General features: G+C 38.8%; 18 protein-coding genes. All 18 read left to right on the top strand.

Translation table 11 applies throughout. From position 1 onward, the window contains the following. The first annotated feature begins 36 nt into the window (after positions 1–36). The 18 genes from NAG76_21290 (at position 37) to dnaG (ending at position 18,835) form a co-directional block, all read left to right on the top strand. The gene (locus tag NAG76_21290) at positions 37–1,422 is read left to right on the top strand and encodes an ATP-dependent Clp protease proteolytic subunit (protein ID URN94324.1); all 1,386 of its coding nucleotides are present in this window, start codon (positions 37–39) and stop codon (positions 1,420–1,422) included. A 213-nt stretch (positions 1,423–1,635) separates the two neighbouring features. Then, positions 1,636–2,622: a flotillin-like protein FloA gene (gene floA, locus NAG76_21285; GenBank protein ID URN94323.1), complete on the top strand. Its 987-nt coding sequence runs from the start codon at positions 1,636–1,638 to the stop codon at positions 2,620–2,622. A 67-nt stretch (positions 2,623–2,689) separates the two neighbouring features. Then, a complete protein-coding gene (locus NAG76_21280) occupies positions 2,690–3,253 on the top strand; it encodes a hypothetical protein (protein URN94322.1) in 564 nt (187 codons plus the stop codon). A gap of 205 nt (positions 3,254–3,458) precedes the next feature. Then, on the top strand, positions 3,459–3,737 hold the full coding sequence (yqfC, locus tag NAG76_21275) for a sporulation protein YqfC (GenBank protein ID URN94321.1): 279 nt from the start codon (positions 3,459–3,461) through the stop codon (positions 3,735–3,737). 79 nt (positions 3,738–3,816) lie between these two features. Next, positions 3,817–5,010: a sporulation protein YqfD gene (gene yqfD, locus NAG76_21270; protein URN94320.1), complete on the top strand. Its 1,194-nt coding sequence runs from the start codon at positions 3,817–3,819 to the stop codon at positions 5,008–5,010. A gap of 6 nt (positions 5,011–5,016) precedes the next feature. Then, the gene (locus NAG76_21265) at positions 5,017–5,988 is read left to right on the top strand and encodes a PhoH family protein (GenBank protein URN94319.1); all 972 of its coding nucleotides are present in this window, start codon (positions 5,017–5,019) and stop codon (positions 5,986–5,988) included. Positions 5,989–6,028: 40 nt separating this feature from the next. Continuing rightward, the gene (locus NAG76_21260) at positions 6,029–8,284 is read left to right on the top strand and encodes an HDIG domain-containing protein (protein URN94318.1); all 2,256 of its coding nucleotides are present in this window, start codon (positions 6,029–6,031) and stop codon (positions 8,282–8,284) included. After that, on the top strand, positions 8,284–8,781 hold the full coding sequence (gene ybeY, locus NAG76_21255) for an rRNA maturation RNase YbeY (GenBank protein ID URN94317.1): 498 nt from the start codon (positions 8,284–8,286) through the stop codon (positions 8,779–8,781). The genes NAG76_21260 and ybeY overlap by 1 nt, the downstream gene beginning before the upstream one ends. Then, on the top strand, positions 8,781–9,140 hold the full coding sequence (locus NAG76_21250) for a diacylglycerol kinase family protein (GenBank protein ID URN94316.1): 360 nt from the start codon (positions 8,781–8,783) through the stop codon (positions 9,138–9,140). The genes ybeY and NAG76_21250 overlap by 1 nt, the downstream gene beginning before the upstream one ends. A 377-nt stretch (positions 9,141–9,517) precedes the next feature. Next, positions 9,518–9,919, top strand: a complete 402-nt coding sequence (locus NAG76_21245; GenBank protein URN94315.1) for a cytidine deaminase — start codon at positions 9,518–9,520, stop codon at positions 9,917–9,919. A gap of 295 nt (positions 9,920–10,214) precedes the next feature. Then, entirely contained in the window at positions 10,215–11,132 is a 918-nt protein-coding gene (era, locus tag NAG76_21240; GenBank protein ID URN94314.1) for a GTPase Era, read from the top strand. 94 nt (positions 11,133–11,226) lie between these two features. Then, on the top strand, positions 11,227–11,385 hold the full coding sequence (locus NAG76_21235; GenBank protein ID URN94313.1) for a YqzL family protein: 159 nt from the start codon (positions 11,227–11,229) through the stop codon (positions 11,383–11,385). Between the two features lie 50 nt (positions 11,386–11,435). Beyond that, positions 11,436–12,179: a DNA repair protein RecO gene (gene recO, locus NAG76_21230; GenBank protein ID URN94312.1), complete on the top strand. Its 744-nt coding sequence runs from the start codon at positions 11,436–11,438 to the stop codon at positions 12,177–12,179. A 306-nt stretch (positions 12,180–12,485) separates the two neighbouring features. Then, complete coding sequence (glyQ, locus tag NAG76_21225) at positions 12,486–13,364, top strand: glycine--tRNA ligase subunit alpha (GenBank protein ID URN94311.1); 879 nt, start codon at positions 12,486–12,488, stop codon at positions 13,362–13,364. Position 13,365: 1 nt separating this feature from the next. Beyond that, positions 13,366–15,450: a glycine--tRNA ligase subunit beta gene (gene glyS / locus NAG76_21220; GenBank protein ID URN94310.1), complete on the top strand. Its 2,085-nt coding sequence runs from the start codon at positions 13,366–13,368 to the stop codon at positions 15,448–15,450. An 89-nt stretch (positions 15,451–15,539) separates the two neighbouring features. Continuing rightward, entirely contained in the window at positions 15,540–16,355 is an 816-nt protein-coding gene (locus tag NAG76_21215; GenBank protein URN94309.1) for a kinase/pyrophosphorylase, read from the top strand. A 143-nt stretch (positions 16,356–16,498) separates the two neighbouring features. Continuing rightward, positions 16,499–16,933 (top strand): YaiI/YqxD family protein, encoded by a 435-nt coding sequence (locus tag NAG76_21210; protein ID URN94308.1) that lies wholly within the window; start codon positions 16,499–16,501, stop codon positions 16,931–16,933. Between the two features lie 60 nt (positions 16,934–16,993). Continuing rightward, complete coding sequence (gene dnaG, locus NAG76_21205; protein URN94307.1) at positions 16,994–18,835, top strand: DNA primase; 1,842 nt, start codon at positions 16,994–16,996, stop codon at positions 18,833–18,835. Positions 18,836–18,858: the final 23 nt, after the last annotated feature.

Genomic DNA, 18,858 nt, shown 5'->3' with positions numbered 1-18,858 from the left:
ACGTATATAGAGGAGTTGCAAAAGAGGAGGGATAACATGTATAGCAAATTCTCGATTCATCGTTTTCGTGAAATGCTTACTGTTTTTGTAATAAGTTTATTTGCGATATTACTTGTTAATGGATTAATAGCTCCAACTTTCGCTCAGGCAGAATCCAAATCAGCTGGTCCAGCAGTATATGAAATTCCTCTTAAAGGAACAGTTGATCAAAGTATGGCTACCTTTGTTGAAAGAGCTTTCAGTGAAGCTGAGGAGGCACACGCAAGTCATATCGTTATTGTCCTCAATACATATGGAGGACGTGTAGATTCAGCTAATACAATAGGTGAGTTAGTACGTGCTCAAGAAATTCCTGTTACAGTATTCATTGAAGGTAAAGCTGTGTCGGCAGGCACCTATATTGCTCTGAATGCTGATTACATTGCGATGCAATCAGGAAGTACAATGGGTTCCGCTGCAGTTGTAGATTCTAGTGGAACGTTAATTGATAATCCGAAAACGATTAGTTTTTGGGTAGATCAGATGCAAGAAGCAGCAAGACTTCATGGACGAGATACGAATGTGGCAGCAGCAATGGTTGATCCTAGAGTAGAAATTGATCTTACAGATACTATAGGTAAAGTTAAATCTGTGGGTGATGTTATTGCAATTTCAGCAAGTGAAGCATTACGAATTGGTTATTCTGATTTCAATGCTGAAACGGTTACTGATGTGTTGAATTTTCATGAACTTGGTGGTCGAGATATTATTACGATTACACCTAGTGCAGCTGAGAATGTAGCAAGTTTTCTTGTTAACCCAATTGTATCCACCATATTATTAATATTAGGTTTTGCTGGCCTAGCGATTGAACTGTTTATACCTGGCCTTGGATTACCTGGTATTCTAGGAGCGATTAGTATGGGATTGTTCTTCTTTGGTTCATACGTTTCAGGTCTTGCAGGTATGGAAACAGTAGTACTCTTTATCGTAGGACTTATTTTAATTGTTTTAGAATTAATAGTTCCGGCTTTTGGTATACTGGGATTATTGGGAGGAGGAGCTATAATCGCTGGAATATTACTTGCCTCACCAGATTGGCAGACCGGACTTACGTCCATTGGTATTGCATTAGTGATTGCTATCATCTTAGTTGTCATCGTTTCACGTACGAAAAAAGGTAGAGCTGTTTGGAATAAACTCGTTCTACGTGAGAAACTTACGACTGAAGAAGGATTTATATCTGCAGATTCGAAAGATTCGCTATTAGGTTTACATGGCGTTACGGTAACACCGCTACGACCAGCAGGAGCAGCACAAATCGGCAATGCTCGCGTTGATGTTGTAACTGAAGGTGGATTCGTAGAAGTGAATCGTCCTGTCGTGGTTGTTAAGGCTGAAGGTACATGGGTAGTCGTTAGAGAAGTGAAAGAAAACGTGTAAGGATGTTCAAAGAGCCCGACTTTGATTGCGAAGTTATGCGTAGTAGCATACTCGACATCTAAGATGGATTGCTACCGAAATCTACGGTGCTCACGTACATAACCCGTACGCTGTGCTCCTCGTTTTCTAGTATCATTCCATCTTCTCGTCACTGAAAGCCGACCTTTTTGAACAGGCAAATTAATTTGATTACAAATTGAGAGGAATGATTGGATGTTTGGTTTAGACCCAGGTTTGGTTGTTGTAATTTTTGTAATATTGGCAGTTATCGTATTAAGCGTATTATTAAGCTTTTTCCCAATTATGCTATGGATATCAGCACTTGCTTCAGGCGTAAGAGTAGGGATTATTACACTGTTTGCGATGAGATTACGTCGCGTAGTTCCTAGTCGTATCGTGAACCCGTTGATCAAAGCAACAAAAGCAGGTCTTGGTTTATCTATTAATCAGTTAGAAAGTCATTTTCTAGCAGGTGGTAATGTTGACCGAGTAGTTAATGCATTAATTGCAGCACAACGTGCGAATATCCCATTGATTTTTGAACGTGCGGCAGCTATTGATCTGGCAGGTCGTGATGTTCTACAAGCAGTACAAATGAGCGTTAATCCAAAAGTTATTGAAACTCCAATCGTTTCAGCAGTAGCGAAAGATGGTATCGAAGTTAAAGTAAGAGCTCGAGTTACAGTTCGTGCAAACATTGATCGTCTAGTCGGTGGTGCTGGTGAAGATACAATTATTGCACGTATCGGTGAAGGTATTGTATCTACAGTAGGTAGTTCGAATTCGCATAAAGACGTTCTAGAAAACCCTGATAAAATTTCACGCACCGTTCTTGAAAAAGGTCTTGATGCTGGTACTGCATTCGAAATTCTATCGATTGATATCGCAGACGTAGATGTAGGTAAAAACATTGGTGCACATCTTCAAACGGAACAAGCGGAAGCTGATAAAAAAATTGCACAAGCTAAAGCGGAAGAACGTCGTGCAATGGCTGTTGCGCAAGAACAAGAAAACAAAGCTAAAGTTGTTGAGATGGAAGCTCGCGTAGTAGAATCCGAATCTCAAGTACCTCTAGCTATGGCTGAAGCATTACGTAGTGGGAAACTAGGTGTTATGGATTATTTGAACATGAAAAACATTGAAGCTGATACATCTATGCGTTCATCACTAGGTGATTCTACGGACCCGAAAAATAAATAAGGCTAATTCTTATCTCAATCGTACACAAAGTGTGTAACACATTTGAGGCAGATAGGAGGTGTTAGCCTTGGATATTGTTGAATTTATACAAAATAACTTTATTTTTGTTATCGGTGCTCTATTTTTCATCTATAAACTGTTCTCTGGATCGAAGTCTGAAAAGGGTAATTCGATGCCTACTTTTGGTGGGGGAACGAATCAGACTAATCGTAATCAGGATGAGCGTGATGATGAAGATGATTACGAACAGCCTGAATATGACGATAGTTTAGAGCAGAGACGTAGAGCGGAATTACAACGCCTACAAGAAGAGGAAATGCATAGGGAAAGACAAATGCAACGTGCCGATCAGTTGCGTGAAGAGCAAAAAATGCGTTATGAGCAGCAACAGCGACTACAACAAGCCGCTAGAACGCTTCAGACAGGGCGGGATGATTTATCGACTGATTACTTCGCACAGAATGAATTAGGGCGGGAATCAAAGGCTAAGCAGCCTGTAGACCCCTTTGCAGCACCTGAGGATAAGGATAAACGTAAACACTCGGAATTAACAGCTGACGAATTACGAAAAGCGGTACTGTGGTCAGAAGTGTTGAGTTCTCCAAGAGCCAAACGACCATTTAGACGTTAGGAAATGTTTGAAATTAGTAAGAGTCACAATAAAGGGCCTAGATATTTTCTTCGAAATGAAGAAACTTATCTAGGCCCTTTTTGTGTTGATGCTGAAACTATTACATTTTCTCATATTTACACTGATCGCTGCATATTTTGGTATAGTACCGATGTGTCTCTTGGCAGGTAACAAATCGATGTTTGAGAAAGGGGAACCTTCATCAATGAGACAAATTAAAAGGAAACTACATAGACTAACAGCGACTTTGCTTGATATGCCAGAAGACGTTGTATTTGAGTTACCTAGAATGACCTTGATCGGTGATCGTCAGCTATATATTGAAAATCATAGAGGAGTAATTCATTTCCGTGAGGATTTATTACGCCTTTCACTTAGTAAAGGCGAATTAGAAGTTACGGGAGAAGGGTTAATCATTAGAACGATTTGGACGGATGAAGTATTCGTGGAAGGTGTTATTAAAGGAATTCAGTTGCTTCCGTGAGTAAACGAGATTACGAAGATTATTATTTTACTTAAAGAAGCTGTATCAAACAGTAATGAAAGTTGAAGGAGGGTTTGTAATGAAAGGAACATTGGTAGAGTGGGTGAAAGGTCGGGTAGAGGTTGAGTTACAAGGAGGAGACGTTGCTCGTTTCCTCAACGAGGTATTGTCTGCGAAGTTATCATTAGCTAATATTCGTTGGACAAGCTCAGAAATTGTCAGGTTTGAAGTGAGTTTGGCTCAATACTTCGGTCTCAAAAAATATATTCGAGCTGCTGGAAGTACGATGCGAATTGTGCGCAAAGAAGGGCTTCCATTTTTATTAAGTCGTATGGAAAAACGGATTTGGTTTTCTGTTGGAATAGCGTTGTTCTTTACAATAATCTTTCTTCTTTCATCCTTAGTATGGACTGTTGATGTTGAAGGGAATGAGCGAATACCAAAAGAGGAGATCATTGCAGCTGCGAAAGCAGAAGGACTCTATCCTCTGCAATGGTCGTTCCGGCTACAAGACACAGATATTATCTCAAAAAAATTAGTAAATGCAATTCCTGGTACAAATTGGATAGGTGTAGTGAAAAATGGAACAAAAGTTAAAATTCAAGTTGTAGAAATGACAATTCCAGAAGAACGGAAAAAGTATAGCCCACGCCATCTTGTTGCAACTAATGATGCAATAATAACGTACATAATAGCAGAAGAAGGAAAACCGCTTGTTCGTAAAAACATGCGTGTGAAAAAGGGACAAACATTAATTTCAGGTATTATTGGAACAGATGCACATTCTGAGGTTGTTGTTGCTCAAGGAAAAGTTAAAGGAATCGTATGGTATGAATATAATGTGTCTACACCGTTAATACAGAAATATAGAGCGTATACTGGAGAGAAGCAGGAACGAAACTACTTTGTTATAGGTAATCGTGCGATGCAGATATCAGGATATGGTCAAACTCCGTATGAGAAATCGGAAATATTGACTTCAAGAGAGCAACTACATCTTTGGAATTTTGAATTGCCGTTTGGTACGATGAAAGAAGTTGAACAAGAAGCGCGGTTTGAACAAAAAGAAGTATCAGTTGAAGAAGCGAAGCTAATAAGTCTAGAACAAGCAAGAATCAATGTTCAATCAATGGCTGGTGAAGATGCTCGTGTTGTTAGTGAAATTGTTTTGCATGAAGAGTCGGACAATGGTAAAGTTGTAATGAAGGTGCTTTTTGAAGTGAATCAGTCAATTACGAAGGAATTACCAATAGTCCAAATGCAGGGAGATTGAGTATAGTTGCAAAATGAAGCGAAAACAGTCAAAATTCTAGTCCAAAATGCGGAAGAGGCTTTAGCTATCTTTGGTCCGCAAGATAAATATTTACGTCTAATTGAACAACGAGTTAGTGCTAAAATATCTTCAAGAGATGCAGAAATCACGATTAGTGGCCCAAGTAATGAAGTAGATTCTTTGGAACAGTTGTATCAAGTCCTTTTACAATTGGTTCGAGAAGGATATTCACCTTCTGAACGAGATATGACGTACGCACTTGATCTTGCCATGAAAATGCAAGCAGAAGAATTGTTAGATTTATTCAAAAAACCGTTAGCTACGACATATCGTGGTAAAAAAATTATGGTTAAAACCATAGGTCAACGTCACTATGCGAAATTAATTCGTAAGCTTGATATCGTTTTTGGAATCGGTCCAGCTGGAACCGGTAAAACCTATTTAGCTGTTGTACTAGCAGTTGCCGCTTTGAAAGAAAACTTAGTAAAGCGCATTATATTAACTCGTCCAGCAGTAGAAGCAGGTGAGAATCTAGGCTTCTTACCGGGTGATTTGCAGGAAAAAGTCGATCCATACTTACGTCCCTTATATGATGCCCTGCACGATGTGCTAGGAGCAGAACAAACGGTTAAAGCGATTGAGCGTGGTATGATTGAGATTGCACCACTTGCTTATATGCGTGGTAGAACATTAGATGATGCTTTTATTATTTTAGATGAGGCACAAAACACGACGCCCGAACAGATGAAAATGTTCCTTACTCGTCTTGGTTTTGGTGCTAAAATGGTTATTAACGGTGACGTTACGCAAATCGACTTACCACGAGGTAAAAACTCTGGATTAATCGAGGCGAAACGTATTCTTTCAAATATCGATGAGATAGGCATGATGCTCTTTACAGAACAAGATGTTGTTCGTCACACTCTTGTCCAAAAAATCATTATGGCATATGATCGTGACGCTGAGTCCAAATCATAATCTACATAAATCTAGATTTTAAAGGAAAGGATGATTGTGAATGACACAACAGAAAAATAGCCGAAATGTTAAGGGAAACCACTTGAATTTCACTGGTTGGAGACAAAGTAATCTAGTTAAATGGATGTTGATGGCGTTGTTCGTCATTCTTTTCTATCTCAATCTAGCACCACATATTATTCCTGAAACATACAATATTACTGAGGGATCAGTGAGTGATAAAGATATAAAGGCACCAACAGAAATTAGAGATGAAAAAGCAACGAGAGAAGCAGAAGAAAAGGCTGCTAATGCGATTGAAGATTCTTATTCTATTGTTGCATCGCGAAATGACTCGTTAGTGGAGTCTATATTTCTAAGAATTGAACAATTAAATGCTGACGATCAAGTAAGTAAGGAAGACAAAATAGATATATATCGCTCAGAGATTCCAAGCCGATACGACCAACATATTCAAATATTTGTAAAATCAAGCAATGCCACCACTACTTATAACGAATTGTTGCTAGAAGAGATGAGCAATGTAGCGAAGGAACAGCGTTATACGATTCCAGAAGAAACATTTTACAAATTGCCACAACTTTCTCAAGAACAACTGACTGAAATGAGAATGGTGGCAAAAGAAATCGTTAGAAAGTTAACGATCGAACCAATTCGTAATGCTGAAACAGCTCGTACTCAAGTAGCTGAAATGGTGAATTCTAGTACAATTTCTAACCGCACGGCTCGTGAAATTGTTCAAGAAATTGCTCGTTTCTCTATTATGCCAAATCGTTTTTTTGATAAGACGATGACAGATGAGGCTAGAGAAGAAGCACGTAACAATACAACGCCAATCGTTTATAAAGAAAATGAAGTAATTGTGAAAAAAAACCAAGAAATTACACCAGACCTCTTTGCTCTGTTAACAGAAGCTAATGTACTTCAAGGTACTGATCATCATTGGTCACGAATTGGTGTTGTGTTATTGTCTCTCATGTTATTTGCATTTCTTTATGTGTATTTATCACAATCGTCAGGTGTAGGATTAAAGCGTGCTAGTTATAACAACACACAGCTACTTATGCTGTTACTTATCTACCTTATAAATTTTGGAGTTATTCAAATAACTTCAGTAATTCAGTCAGAAACCGCAAACGTAGCAGGTTATTTTGCGCCCGCAGCTCTAGGTATAATGCTGATTACATTACTTATAGACGAGCATCTTGCGATGGCTAGTACATTTATTTTCAGTATTGTTGGTTCAGTCATATTGAACACGAATACGTCACTGTTACTTGATTTTAAGTTTGGAGTATATATTATAGTTATATCTTTGGCAGCAATTTATTCCATAAAACATGCAAGTCAAAGATCGGCAATATTAAAAGCAGGAATAATGGTAAGCTTATTCGGTTCATTCTCCGTATTAACGATGCTATTAATGGCAGAGCAATTAGATCGGATGCCAATGCTATATTCACTAGGACTTGCTTTTGGTAGTGGATTAGTCACATCAATTCTTGTTGTTGGTCTTATGCCATTTTTCGAAATTTCATTTGGTATATTATCTGCATTGAAACTTGTAGAATTATCTAGTCCGAATCATCCTTTACTGCGGAAATTACTCACTGAGACGCCAGGAACTTATCATCATAGTGTAATGGTAGGTAATCTAGCTGAGGCTGCAGCAGAATCTATCGGGGCAAATGGATTGTTATGTAGAGTAGGTTCTTTCTATCATGATCTAGGTAAGACAAAACGTCCGAGCTATTTCATAGAAAACCAGACGAATATGAGTAATCCACATGATACGATTGATCCAATGTTGAGTAAGTCAATTATTGTTGCACATGCTAAAGATGGTGCGGAAATGTTGAAGGCATACAATATTCCTAAACAATTACGTGATATTGCTGAGCAGCATCATGGTACAACTTCATTGAAATTCTTCTATTACAAAGCATTGAAAGAAGCAGAGGGACAAGGTGTTGAGCCTGATTTCAAAGAAGAAGATTTCCGTTATCCTGGTCCTAAAGCTCAGTCCAAAGAAGCGGCTGTTGTTGGAATTGCAGATTGTGTAGAAGCAGCAGTACGAAGCTTGCGTAATCCTACGATTACACAGGTTGAAGATATGATTCACAAAATAATAAAAAACAGAGTCGATGATAATCAGTACAATGAATGTGATCTGACGATGAAAGAACTAGATAAAATAGCACAATCGTTGAAAGAAAGCTTAATGGGCATATTCCATTCACGAATTGAATATCCAGAGGATGTCAAACAAAAAGGTAACGAGAAGGAGCAGATCTAATGAGCATAGTATTAGATTGGAACAATAATCAAAGTGAATTCGAAATTTCGGATGAATGGATTGAGAAATTAACTCGAATCTTACAAATAGCTGCTGAAAATGAAGGATTAACTTCTGGTGAAGTTACATTAACATTTACTAATAACGAAGAAATTCATGAATTGAATAAGCAGTATCGTAATATTGATCGTCCAACTGATGTATTATCTTTCGCACTAAATGATGATGGTGTAGATGAATTGAACATCATTTTTGAAGTTGAAAGTGAAGATGAGATTGACCCAATATCAGGTATGCTAGGAGATATTATTATTTCTGTGGAACGTGCAGAAGAGCAACGGATAGAATATGGGCATTCCCTTGAACGTGAAATCGGATTCCTTTTTGTTCATGGTTTTCTGCATTTACTAGGCTACGATCATCAAGATGATGAAGCGGAAGAAGTAATGACACAAAAACAAGAAGCTGTTCTACAACAAGTTGGTTTGACACGCTAATGTTTAAGGTTTTACGTAGCATGGGATACGCATTTGAAGGAATTTGGTATGGTATTTCTACACAACGTAATATGAAAATCCATTTGACAGTGGCACCAATTGTTCTCATACTTGGTGCCATTGTTTCTATTACATGGGTAGAATGGTGTATTATTATTTTAGTTATCGCAGCAGTTATGAGTTTAGAATTAGTAAACACAGCTATTGAGGCTTTAGTAGATTTGGAAAGCCCACATTATCACCCTTTGGCCAAAGTAGCGAAAGATGTAGCAGCAGGGGCAGTACTTATAATGGCTATTGCTTCTATATTCATCGGATGTATTATTATCATGCCTAAGCTTTGGGTGTTGCTATTTTAATTGAATGACATAGTCGCCGTCGAGTAATCAACAAAGCATAATCATCATGCTGACAAGCGAGCTCGCTTGTCAACACCAAGAAGATGGCATAAAGCTAGAGAAGCGAGGAGCAGAGCGTACGTAATTGATACGCGAGCACTGGAGCAAACGATGAATGACATAGTCGCCGTCGAGTAATCAACAAAGCATAATCATCATGCTGACAAGCGAGCTCGCTTGTCAACACCAAGAAGATGGCATAAAGCTAGAGAAGCGAGGAGCAGAGCGTACGTAATTGGTACGCGAGCACCGGAGCAAACGATGAATGACATATTCGCAGTCGAGTAATCAACGAAGCATAATCATCGTGCTGATAAGCGAGAACAGGGGGAATAATGATGGAACTGTCTGAACAGCAGATACTACTATCGCAAGCGAAAGAAGCAATGAAACTTGCTTATGTACCTTACTCGCAGTTTCGAGTAGGTGCAGCTCTAGTAGATCAAGATGGACGCATTCATCTTGGATGTAACATTGAGAACGCTGCATACGGACCAACGAATTGTGCGGAACGCACTGCTTTGTTTAGTGCGATTGCTTCAGGGGTTGCACCCAAAACATTTACAGCGATTGCAGTAGTTGGAGATACGATCGGTCCTATTACACCCTGTGGCGTTTGTCGTCAAGTAATGATAGAGTTATGTGAACCAGATACTTTAGTCATTATGGGGAATTTAGCAGGGGAAAGTAGTGTTATGACGGTGGGGGAACTACTTCCAGGAGCATTCACTTTAAGGTAGTTCAAACAGTGGGCTTTGATAACATTGTATTTGCTAACGTCGATTATTCGACATCGAATATGAACCGAACTTGGGAAGTCCGGTACGCATGTACCAATAACGTACATTTGCGTTTCCTCCTTCCGCAAGTAGCGCTTCATCTTCTCGATTCTGAAAGCCCACTTTTTGAACCGTAATTGGAAGAGGTAGTTCAAAAAATGGACTTTGCTAACGATGATTAGATTCGTCGTATATTCGACATCGAATATGCCCCATTGATTAATTAATAAATAGTTTTTAGAAGGAGCAATAATTAATGAGTCAACAAACAACTAACAGCAAGAGAAAATTTCGCTCAGGATTCGTAGCTATTATCGGCAGACCGAATGTAGGTAAATCTACATTAATGAATAATCTTATCGGTCAAAAAATTGCAATTATGTCAGACAAGCCACAAACAACACGTAATAAAATTCATGGTGTATATACGAAGGATGATATGCAAATCGTATTCCTTGATACACCTGGTATCCATAAACCAAACTCCAAACTTGGAAACTACATGATGAAATCAGCAGAAAGCGCACTGCGTGAGGTCGAAGCAGTAATGTTTCTTATTGATGCATCTGAACCAATTGGCGGCGGTGATCGTTATATTATTGAACAATTGCAAAAGGTTAAAACGCCTGTCTTTTTAGTTATCAATAAATTAGACAAAGTGGATCCAGAATCTTTAATGAAAACAATTATGAAGTATAAAGATTTGTATTCCTTTGCAGAAATCGTGCCGATCTCAGCATTGAATGGTAATAATATTAACACGTTAATGGAGCAATTAGGTAGATATTTACCTGAGGGCCCTCAGTATTATCCAGCAGACCAAGTTACGGATCATCCTGAACAATTTGTTTGTGCAGAAATGATCCGTGAGAAGATTTTACATCTAACTCGTGATGAAATTCCGCATTCAATTGCTGTAAATATAGAAGATATGCGTGTTCAAGACAACGGAGTTGTCTATATCGGGGCAGTTGTATTTGTTGAGCGTGATTCACAAAAAGGAATCATCATTGGTAAACGTGGAGCTCTGCTGAAAGAAGTCGGCAAAAATGCGCGAATTGATATAGAAAATTTACTTGGCTCAAAAGTTTTCCTTGAAATTTGGGTAAAAGTTAAGAAAGATTGGCGTAATCAAGACAGGGTGCTTAATGATCTTGGATTCAAGCATGATTAGTAAATGACGTAATTTACTAAGGATAGTTTTCGATAATGTGTTCATCCTAATACCATCTGGAGTAGCATTTCCTAGGCGGAAAGGATGGATACGAATGAGAGAATTTTCGTGGAAATATTTTGCGTTAACCGGGGATGTCGAGTCTTACTTGCTGTTCAAAGCAATGGAGGAGCAAAAAGATTCGATCGATACCGATGCAATTGGCATTCAGGATGATTTTGAAGAAATACCTCTTGAAGAAGGGAAACTGTAATCTTCGAGTATGTTCACTTCTAATCGTCCGTGGTTGGGGGAAGTAATACAATGCTGTATCGAGTTGAAGGTATCGTATTAAGAACGATGGACTATGGTGAGACACATAAAATAATTACACTCATAACGAATAATTCCGGTAAGGTAGGCGTGCTTGTGCGCGGTGCCAAAAAGGTCCGTAGCAAGCATGCCTCGCTTGCACAACCTTTTACATATGGAGAGTTCTCATTTGTACGAAATACAGGATTAGGCACGTTGCAAACTGCTGAAATCATTTCTTCAAATCATTCTCTGCGGTCAGATCTTGATCTGTCTGCCCATGCATCCTACATTGCAGAATTAACCGATCGAGGTATTCTTGAAGATGAAGTGAATGTACAACATTTTGAACAATTGAAAGCATGTTTTGCTGCACTCTCAGACGGTAAAGACTTCGAGGTAGTTACTCAACTGTATGAATTGAAAGTATTGCAAATGACGGGCTACAGTCCCGTTGTTGAAGAATGCATTCATTGTGGTAATCATGTCGGCCCATTCAAAATGTCATTTTATTCAGGTGGGATTGTGTGCTCCAGATGCTCTTCTAATGACGCTTCCCTAGTACTGATTAGTGATTCCGCTTTGAAATTACTTAGATTTTTCAAAGGAATGGATATGCGTCGAATCGGAAATATTACCGTTTCAGCAGAAACAAAAAAGGAACTAACGATACTTATTCGTGGATTAATTGACGCTCAATTAGGTTTGAAGTTAAAAACTCGTCAGTTCTTGGATAACTTAGGCAAATTAGTTTGACAATTGCCCGATAGTTGAATAGAATATGAGAATATCAATATGAGGCTGAGAAAGAGAAACGTATAGATGTGTTCGCTCAAATAGCGAGTTAGGGGTGGTGAAAGCCTAACAGATCGAACTTAATACGTGGCGCTCTGGAGCCGTTCGAATGAAAGTGGATTATTCAGAAGAATAGTCAAGTAGGGTGGAACCGCGGGAATATAACTCTCGTCCCTATGTCTGGGAACAGGCGTAGAGGCGGGAGTTTTTTTGTTTGCCAAGATGTCCTGAACCAAAGAAAATGAAAGATTAAGGGGTTGAACGTGAATGAATTTTCAAAATATGATTTTAACACTGCAACAATTTTGGGCAGAACAAAACTGTATTCTAGTACAGCCGTATGACGTTGAAAAAGGTGCTGGAACGATGAATCCAATGACGTTTCTACGTTCGATCGGTCCTGAGCCATGGAATGTAGCATATGTTGAGCCTTCCCGTCGTCCTGCTGATGGTCGTTATGGTGAAAACCCTAACCGTCTTTATCAACATCATCAATTCCAAGTTATCTTAAAACCTTCTCCAGATAATATTCAGGAGCTATATCTTGAAAGTCTGAAACGTCTAGGTATCGATGCAAGAGAGCATGATATCCGCTTCGTAGAAGATAACTGGGAATCTCCAACACTAGGTGCTTGGGGTCTTGGATGGGAAGTATGGCTTGATGGTATGGAAATTACGCAATTTACTTATTTCCAACAAGTTGGCGGTATTGATATGAGCCCGATAGCAGTTGAGATTACTTATGGTATGGAGCGTCTAGCTTCGTATATTCAACAAAAAGACAATGTGTTTGATCTTGAGTGGGTAGATGGTGTTACTTATGGCGATGTATTCCACCAACCTGAATTTGAACATTCCAAATATACATTTGAAACATCAGATACGGCGATGTTATTCTCACTATTTAATATGTATGAAGAAGAAGCTAAAAAAACAATGGACCAGAGCCTTGTCTTCCCTGCTTACGATTATGTATTGAAATGTTCCCATACATTTAACTTGTTAGATGCACGAGGTGCAATTAGTGTTACCGAAAGAACGGGATACATTGGTCGTGTTCGTAATTTAGCTAGATCAATTGCTTCAACATACCTAGAGGAACGTGAACGTTTAGGATTCCCGTTATTGAAGAAAGGAGAGAAGTAAGATGGCTAAAGACTTATTATTAGAAATTGGTTTGGAAGAAGTTCCTGCTCGTTTTGTACGAGGCGCAATGGAGCAATTACAACAAAAATTCGAAAAATGGTTAAATGACCATCGCATTTCTTTTACAGCTATTAATAGTTATGCAACACCTCGTCGTCTAGCTCTAATTGTTACGGATGTAGCGGACAAGCAAAGCGACATAGAAGAAGAAGCAAAAGGTCCAGCTCGTAAAATTGCTAAAGATGAAGCTGGAAATTGGAGCAAAGCAGCGCTTGGTTTCGCACGTAGTCAAGGTGTTGAACCTGAAGCGTTGTACTTCCAAGAACTTGCTGGTGTGGAATATGTGTATGCGAAGAAAAGCAGCATTGGTGTGGAAACATCCAGTCTACTTTCTCAAGGTTTCGTAGATGTGATTACTTCTATGTCTTTCCCGAAAAATATGCGTTGGGGCAGTCATGAGATGCGTTTCGTGCGTCCGATTCGTTGGATGATAGCGTTGTTCGGTAATGATGTAGTTAATTTTGAACTTGCTGGTGTGGCTACTGGACGCATTTCTCGTGGACATCGCTTCTTAGGAGAAGAAACTACGATTGATAATGCTAGTGATTACGTAGCTAAACTTCGTCAACAATCCGTTATTGTTGATGTAGAAGAGCGTCAACAATTAATCGTTAAGCAGATTGATACACTTGCCTCAGAGAAAAATTGGAAAATTGCAATTAAGGAAGATCTTCTTGAAGAAGTATTATTCCTTGTTGAATATCCGAGTACATTGTTTGGAACATATGAAGAATCATTCCTACACATCCCGCAAGAGGTACTCATTACTTCAATGCGTGAACATCAACGTTACTTCCCGGTGTTGGATCAGGCTGGGAAGTTGCTACCGTTCTTCGTAACCGTTCGAAATGGTGACGCTCATTCGATTGATGTTGTTGCCAAAGGTAATGAAAAAGTACTTCGCGCACGTCTATCAGATGCGAAATTCTTCTATGAAGAGGATCATAAATTAACGATTGAAGCCGCGTTATCGAAGCTTGAAAATATTGTATATCATGAAGAGCTAGGTTCAGTTGGTGATAAAGTTCGTCGCACAGTAACTACTGCCAATCTTATTGCAGAGCAATTACAAGTAGAAAAATCTACGCAAACAAAAGTAGATCGCGCAGCTGCTATTTGTAAATTCGATCTAGTTTCTCAGATGGTATACGAATTCCCTGAACTACAAGGTATTATGGGTGAAGATTATGCAACGCGTCTTGGTGAGGATACTGAAGTCGCAAAAGCTATTAATGAGCATTATCAACCGCGCTTCTCTGGTGATGCTGTTCCTTCACATATGGTAGGAGCAATTGTCAGTCTTGCGGATAAAATTGATACTATTGTAGGCTGTTTCTCAATTGGCATTGTTCCTACGGGTTCTCAAGATCCATATGCACTTCGTCGTCAAGCTACCGGTATTGTACAAATATTATTAGCACACGATCTTCAATTATCATTGAAACAGTTATTCGAGCTTAGTCTATCTGTTCATGAAAAGCGTGGCATGAAACGTGCAATTGAAGAAATTTCTAAAGATTTGCAAGATTTCTTCGGATTGCGTGTAAAAAATTGGTTATCTGAACAAGGTGCCAAGTATGATGTAATTGATGCTGTTATGGTTGCAGGTTTCAGTGATTTACTTCTTACTAAGGAACGTGCGAAAGTATTAATGACTCAACTGGAAGATACGAGTAAAGCGAACTTTAAAACAAATGTAGAAGCATTTAACCGTGTATGCAATTTGGCTTCTAAAGCAGAAACAAAACAAGTTGATGAGTCACTATTCCAAGAATCATCTGAACAAGCACTATATACTACTTGGAATAATGTACATCCGCAATTTGTTGCATCCATATCTACACGTAATGTAGAAGCAGCATATGATCTACTTGCGTCGCTACGTGAAGCTATCGTTGCTTATTTCGATTCTGTAATGGTTATGGCCGAAGATGAAGCTGTGAAACGCAATCGTTTAGCAACTTTAGCTTTAATTGCTGATGACATCCATCAAATTGCCGATCTTTCTAAATTAGTGTGGGCGTAACAATAAGTTTGGCATATGCTTTCGAAGTAACTTTTTGTTGTAAAGGAAGTTATATAGTAAGCAACAAAAAGTTTTAGGAGGGATTTTCATTGCCAGATTCACAATCTGATGTCATTGTCTATGTCGTTTCAGATGCAGCAGGTGATACGGGAGAACTTGTAGTTAGAGCGGCAATAGCTCAATTTCATCCCATTCATGCTGACATTCGCCGAGCGCCATTCGTTACGAATGAAGCAGCTATTGATCAAGTAGCATTAAAGGTGAAGCAGTTAGATGCTATTGTCATGTATACGCTTGTCATTCCGCATCTACGTGAGCGAATGAAGCTGTTAGCTGAACAATTAGACATTCAAGCGATTGATCTGCTTGGTCCCTTTATTGAGACGTTAGAAACTCGAACGGGTAAAAAATCTCGTCAAGAACCTGGTCTAAACCACGTTCTTGACGCTGATTATTTCAAAAAGGTTGAAGCGGTGGAATTTGCAGTGAAATACGATGATGCTAGAGATACTTCTGGTGTAAGGAAGGCTGATATCGTTCTTGTTGGTGTTTCGCGCACGTCGAAAACTCCGTTATCTATGTATCTAGCACATCAAAAGTTCAAAGTTGCAAATGTTCCGCTTGTACCTGAGATCAAACCACCTGATGAATTGTTCCAAGTGAAAAATTCCAAAATAATCGGACTAACGATAGATTTGAATTATTTAAACATCATCCGCAAAGAGCGCTTAAAAGCGTTAGGTTTGCCTGATACAGCATCTTATGCTACTACAGAACGGATACAACATGAACTTAAATATGCATCGGACATAATGGAAAGATTGCAATGTACTGTTATTGATGTGTCTCACCGCGCTGTAGAAGAAACGGCAAGTCTTATTATGGAGAAGGTCAGAAAAGGCTAATTAATATTATTAGCAGCACTTTATCATCTTGATTCTGAAATCCTGCTTTTTGAACTTGTATTAAAGAGGATTTTTTGCCTATGTAGCGTATATAATATTGAATACACTATATTTAGTATGTTAGATCTGAGAAGGTGAATGAGATGAAGATCATCGTTGATGGTGATGCGTGTCCTGTCAAAACTGAAATTATCGAAACGGCTCGTAAATTTCAAACTTCAGTGTGTATGGTCGCATCTTTTGATCATCGCTTACCTGATGTAGAGGATGTCGAAATGATTCAAGTAGATCGAAGTGATCAATCAGCGGATATGTATATTGCTAATTATGTGAAACGAGGAGATCTTGTTATAACACAAGATTTTGGATTGGCATGTATTGTCATGGCAAAACATGCGATTACGATCTCATTTCGTGGTGAACAATATACTGACGACAACATTGACTACTTGTTAGAGCGTAGAGCAGAATCTGCTAAAAGACGCAGACAAGGCATGCGTAGCAAGGGTCCGAAGCCATTTTCAGATGAAGATAGAAAAAGATTTCAACAAAAGTTGACAAAACTTTTAAGAAATTAGCAGGAGAACTGTGAAGTTTAGCGAATATTATTATGGTGTTAATAGTGAAGGTGATGAACTATGGCTGGAGACTTAATACCAGATGAAGTCATTGATAAAGTAAGAAATCATCATGACATTGTAGAAGTAGTCGGTAAGTATGTTCATTTAACTAAAAATGGTAAATACATGAAGGGGTTATGCCCGTTTCATTCTGAAAAGACTCCTTCATTCACTGTTACCCCTGAGTTACAAATTTATCATTGCTACGGCTGTGGTAAAGGAGGTAACGTGATTCGATTCGTCGAAGAAATGGAGGGATATACTTTTCCGGAAGCGGTACGAATGCTTGCGGAAGATGCTGGATTACCAATCACGTGGACTTCTAACACTAGTGCTCACTCTAAAGAACAAGATAGTACTCGTAATAAAATTATTGAGGCTCATGAACTTGCTATTAAGTTCTATCATTATTTGTTGAACAATACTCAACAAGGTGCCGAGGCCAAGAAATACTTATTATCGCGGGGATTGAGTGATAAGCTGATTGATCAATTTATGATCGGTTTTGCACCAAGTGATTGGGACGTTTTGACGCGTTTTTTGACAGGTCGTGGTTTTGAACCTGCATTGTTGGAGAAAGCTGGATTGATTTCTTCCAAAAATGACAGTGAGGGCCATTTTGACCGTTTTCGTAATCGGATTATGTTTCCGATATGGGATAAGAACGGTAAATCTATCGCATTTGGCGGTAGAATAATTGGAGAAGGACAACCTAAATATTTGAATTCTCCAGAAACGATGTTGTTTACGAAAAGTAAAATGCTTTATAACCTTAATTTAGCTAGACCCGCCATCAAAAAGTCGAAGCAAATCGTGCTATTCGAAGGATATATGGATGTCATAAAGGCTTGGTCTGCTGGAGTAAGTAATGGAGTTGCTACACTTGGAACAGCATTAACAGATGAACATACATTATTGTTGAAGCGTCATGCAGATGAAGTTATCGTTTGTTATGATGGCGATTCAGCCGGACAAGCTGCTGCATACAAGTCCATCCCCTCATTAGAAGCGGCAGGAATTGTAGTAAAAGTAGCTTTACTTCCGAAAGGAATGGATCCCGATGAATATATAGAAGCATATGGAGCAGAAAACTTCCTCTATCAAGTAATAGAAGAACCTGTCTCAGTTACAAAATTTAAGCTTATATATTCCAGAAAGAACCATATACTTTCTAAAGAAGAAGGCAAACGGCAATATATCGTTGATGCAATAAAAATCGTTGCTGAGTTAGATTCATCCACTGAGCGAGAAATTCATCTAAAGGAACTGTCAAAAGAATTTGAACTTTCATTAGATGTTTTGAAGCAGGATTGTAATGAATATCGAATCGAGCAGCAAAATTTAAAGCCTCAAAGGGATAATAACCAATTTTCGTGGAATAATGGTAGGAATGAAAAGCGGAAAACAGAAATACTTTCAACTGTATTGCCTGCCTACGTGAATGCAGAACGTCGTTTGTTGCATATTATGATGCGAAATCGTGATGTTGCAATGGCGGTCCATGATAAATTAGGTGATTCCTTTAACGTATACAATCATGCTGCCTTAGCTGCATATTTATATGTGTATTATGCTTCAGGTTATGATGCAGACGCTGCACGCTTTATAGCTACATTGGAAGATGAGCAATTAGAGCAAAAAGCATCTGAGATATTAATGATGGACGGCGGATTTCCGTTCGACGATGATATTATGAATGCTTGGATACAAGATATACGAAAAATCCCGAGGCAGCAAGAGTTAGAACAGAAAAAAGAGTTGATGGTACGTGCCGAACGTGCTGGTGATTCTAGGTTGGCAGCACAATTAGGTATTGAGATTATATCCCTAGAAAGAGATTTAAAGAACTATCTTAGTTAATTTCTAGGGAGGAGGGAGTCGCA

This window comes from Candidatus Pristimantibacillus lignocellulolyticus (assembly GCA_023639215.1).
In the GTDB taxonomy this organism is placed as follows: domain Bacteria; phylum Bacillota; class Bacilli; order Paenibacillales; family Paenibacillaceae; genus Pristimantibacillus; species Pristimantibacillus lignocellulolyticus.
Note: the sequence above shows the minus strand (reverse complement) of the source record. Positions and strands in the feature narration are given on the sequence as shown.